Origin of the sequence: Bradyrhizobium sp. NAS80.1, from assembly GCF_001908205.1 — a bacterium.
Taxonomy (GTDB): domain Bacteria; phylum Pseudomonadota; class Alphaproteobacteria; order Rhizobiales; family Xanthobacteraceae; genus Bradyrhizobium.
On the sequence record NZ_LGHL01000091.1, the window covers coordinates 1 to 3,863 of the forward strand.

Consider the following 3,863-nt stretch of genomic DNA (forward strand, 5'->3'; position numbering starts at 1 on the left):
AGCTTCCCATTGGCTTTGAGGACGATCCAGATGGCGGATGTGGCGCCTTTCACCTCATCGCGAGAATTTTGCGACCGCTCAGATTTTGAGTTTTTCAACACAATCCCCTTGATAGCGGGCATGCCAAGAGTTTCGCTGCACGTCGGCTCAGGGGCCAGGATCGTGCGCACGGCGCAAAAGGCGCCTGCCCGGCCAGGATCATGATCGCTGCAAGGCCGATTGGTCGACGAATATCCTGACGCGACCGACGGTTTCAACCTCACGGTAGTTTCTCAACTCCGTTTCGACCTCGGGATCTGAACTGGCCCAGGCCAGCCAATCGAACCGAAACGTGCTCAGAAGATAGGTGTCCACCAGAATCACGTCAGGACGACCGTTCCGCAGGTCCGCCAATAGCTGCTGTCGCTCGAAATGTATGATGCCGTCCAGCTTTTCTCGCTCACCTTGAGTTGGCTGCGACGTTTCCATGCGCAGAATTGCACCGCCGGCCAGGAGCTGCGCACAAGAGCTGCCTACCCAAACTCCACCGAGTTGACGGACGAGCGGGTGTCCCAGGCCGATGTGGTCGGTGATCGTGAGCAGCCGCGGGTGCTGCGTGAGTGCGTGGACACGTCGCACCAACGGCGGAAAACCAGGCGCTGGTGACGACAAATAGAGGCCGATGAGCACAAGGAGGCCAACGCCGATGACTGCAACTGGGCCCCGCAATGTCCTGGTGCAGACATGCAGCATCGGCACAACCAACGCAAACAGACAGAGGGCGAAGGCCGTGTATGGCCATCCCTTGCCTTGAAGAACGAAAGTCGCGGCTCCGCCGACCGATGCCGCCAACCAAGGCGTTCCGTCGCGCCACAGTTTGAAATCTTGGGAAGCGACAAGGCGCAGGAGCATGATGGAGACGCCGATCACGGCGATTGGAATGGGAACGAGGCTCAGAAACTCCCTTCTGATGGGCAGGTAAGCCTCGGCGACCATCGGGGCATAGACGAACAGATAGTCAGGAAAGAAGGCGAGGACGATCGCCCCGTAGCTGATTGTGGTGGCGGCGGCTGCAAAGACCTCGGGGGGTGAACAAGGGCCTGAGAGAACGCTGACGGACGACGGAGCAGATGATCGGCAGGCCTACGACCAGGGCAAAGAACGGCTTGATGCACATGGCGAGCCCCGCGCCAAGCCCTGCGAAGATCGCGATTGGACCGGGATCAAGGTCGCGCCAACGTATCGCAGTGATGGCAACAAAGGGCGTGAGCGCAATTACGGCTATGTGCTCACGTTGCCCGAATACTGCGCCGGGAAGAATTGCGAGCAAGAGCGCAAGAGACCACGTCGAAACATTGCGCTCCCTGGATCCCAGGTTTGCTGCTGCCGCTGCGCGATCGATGATAAAAAGCGCGCCAACGATCTCGATGATCACCAGGAGGATCACGATGAGCTCAGGTGCGACGCCCGTTTTTCGCGCAAGCATCGCTGCCGGCATGTACATGTAGACCGACAGAGGGGGATTGGACTCGAAGAGGTCGACCCCCAGCTTTCGGCCGTCCAGAATTTTTTCGTTTACAGTAAGCAGCCAGCCCAGATCGGCGTTGAGAATGATAGGTACCTGAATCAACAAGGCCGTCACAAGGATAGCGGCCACCACAATCCAACGTTGCTTCATGCTGAGGTTATTTCCAACTAGACTGTTCGTAGCCTCACGCCGCCAATTTACATCTGACTTTTACGAGTAACGCCCTGGAGCTGCGTTCTCACTTCGACGATGTCACGGCCGCGGTCTGCTGATCGTCGCGCACATGGATCACCGCGATCTTGTCGGCGTAGAGCCGCTTCCAGCCCTTGATGTGATCCAGCACCTGGGCGCCCGGCGAGTCCGCGGCCAGGAGCGTGGCGTCGATCCTGTACCCGTCCAGCAGCCGGGTCAGGTTGTCGAGCTTCTTGACCTCCACGGCCTTGAAGAAGTCCATCACGAAGGTCTCGCCATAGAGCTCGGCACGGCCGTCGACGAAGACCGGGATGTCGCGCGAGATCAGATAGCCGCCGAACTTGTACGCGTTGAAGATGCGCTGCGCCCCACGCTTCTCGAGCAGGTCGACGGCGGCAGCCGGCGTCTGATCCATCGTGAAGGTGAAGCGGTGATGCGCCATGAAGATCGAGGTCGAGGTCCAGGCCGCTGCCACGATCATCAGCGCACCCGTTGCGGTCACGTAGCGAGCGGGCCAACTCGCACCGCCCGACGTGTCGGGCTGCGGCAGCGGTGACCGTTCGCCGAGCGGCTTGGCCAGCACCAGCGGCACCAGGAACGCGAAGGCCTCGATGCTTCTGACATGGGTGAGCGCCATCCAGGTCAGAAGCAGGATCAGCAGAATGCGCGGCATCGATAGCGTCAGGCCACGATAGAGCCCGATCGCGATCAGCCCGAACAGCGCGCCTTCGAACGCGTTGAAGGATGCGAAATTCACGGGCGACCATTCGGAGATGACCGTCAAAAGTTCGCCGAGATTGAGGATGCTGGTCGCACCGAGCAATGTGCGCCAGCCATAGGGCGTGACGCAGCTCGCGGCCAGCGCCGCGACGCCGAACAGGAACCAGCGCAGCAGCAGCCGGACCTGCTTGCCGGACTCCATGTCCCAGATCGCCACGAGCGACATCGGGCCGATCAGCGCCAGGCCCAGCACGAAGCTGCCATGCAGGTTCGCCCACAGCGACATCAGCGGCAGCCAGTACCATGACGGCGCGACCTTGCGATCGGCCGCATTCATCAGCATGCCGACCCAGGCGATCATCACGGGCAGCGCCAATATATGCGGCCGCGCCAGGATGTGATGCAGCGACAGCACGACCGCGAGCATCGCGAACAGCACCGTGCGCGGAGTCTCCAGATGCGCGTCGAGCAGGTCGACGAGGATCGCCGCCGACAAGGCGACCGCAAGCGCGGTGAGGATCACCGGGCCGGCCCAGTCCCATTGCGCATAGGAGATGGCGAACAGCACTTGCGAGAGCCACGAGGTCGAGATCCAGGGCTCGCTGGGCCGCGTGAACGAATAGAAGTCTGTGTAGGGAAGGGCGTGGTGATCGAGGATCCATTGCCCGATCTTGATCTGCCAGAACGAGTCGGAGTCCTGAAGCAGCGTGTCGCCGACATAGAGGAAGAAGAGATAGGCGCCCGCGCCCACGCACAACGGCGCCAAGGCTCGCGCGCGGCTCTGCACCGCGATGCTGTTGGCAAGGGAAAGGGACATTGCCGCCTCGTCGTCCTCTGTTCTTGTCGGATTGGCCGAGCGGGCGGCATTGGACCACGGCGGTCATAACTTCGGGTAAATCACGGCCGCGCCAGGGTGATGTCCCGATAATTTAACTGATTGTTTTAGATTCCGATTTACCATCGGCGAATACATGCAAACCGCTCCGTGTTTACGCAGTCGAGTTAACTGCGGCGCAATTCTTTGCCGTTACGCTCGGTTCCATGGTCAGGCGGCGCTGGGAAGCCGAAAAGACCAGACCAGTTGTAGCCTCGTGTATTTTTTGGGAGCACCCTATGAAGAACCTCGTTGCGCGTTTTGTGAAGGATGAATCCGGCGCCACCGCGATCGAATACGGCCTGATCGCTGCCGGCATCGCGCTGGCGATCATCACCGTCGTCAACAACCTCGGCAGCACGCTGAACACCAAGTTCGGCTTGATCTCGAGCAGCCTCAAGTAAGGCTGAACCAACCTGGAATTTTGAGAGCCCCGTCCTGGACGGGGCTCTTTTCTTTGTGCGCCCAGCATGGGCGCACTCTTGTGGGTGGAAGTCCCATCGTAAGCTGATCATGGCGAGCGAAGTGAAGCGCAACTGCATGAGGGCGACCGAATGTGGGGAGGAAGCG

At 60.4% G+C, this 3,863-nt stretch carries 4 protein-coding genes; 1 reads left to right on the plus strand and 3 read right to left on the minus strand.

Going from position 1 to position 3,863, the window contains the following annotated elements; genetic code table 11:
- Positions 1–198 precede the first annotated feature (198 nt).
- From AC629_RS48855 to AC629_RS21160, 3 genes are all read right to left on the minus strand, one after another.
- Positions 199–975 (minus strand): hypothetical protein, encoded by a 777-nt coding sequence (locus tag AC629_RS48855; RefSeq protein ID WP_245331939.1) that lies wholly within the window; start codon positions 973–975, stop codon positions 199–201.
- 22 nt (positions 976–997) lie between these two features.
- Positions 998–1,657 carry a hypothetical protein gene (locus AC629_RS48860; RefSeq protein WP_245331940.1) on the minus strand — a complete coding sequence of 220 codons (660 nt, stop codon included), beginning with the start codon at positions 1,655–1,657 and terminating at the stop codon, positions 998–1,000.
- 88 nt (positions 1,658–1,745) lie between these two features.
- Positions 1,746–3,236 (minus strand): hypothetical protein, encoded by a 1,491-nt coding sequence (locus tag AC629_RS21160; protein WP_084806938.1) that lies wholly within the window; start codon positions 3,234–3,236, stop codon positions 1,746–1,748.
- 296 nt (positions 3,237–3,532) lie between these two features.
- Here AC629_RS21160 and AC629_RS21165 point away from each other — a divergent pair, with 296 nt between their 5' ends.
- Positions 3,533–3,697: a Flp family type IVb pilin gene (locus AC629_RS21165; RefSeq protein WP_084806939.1), complete on the plus strand. Its 165-nt coding sequence runs from the start codon at positions 3,533–3,535 to the stop codon at positions 3,695–3,697.
- Positions 3,698–3,863: the final 166 nt, after the last annotated feature.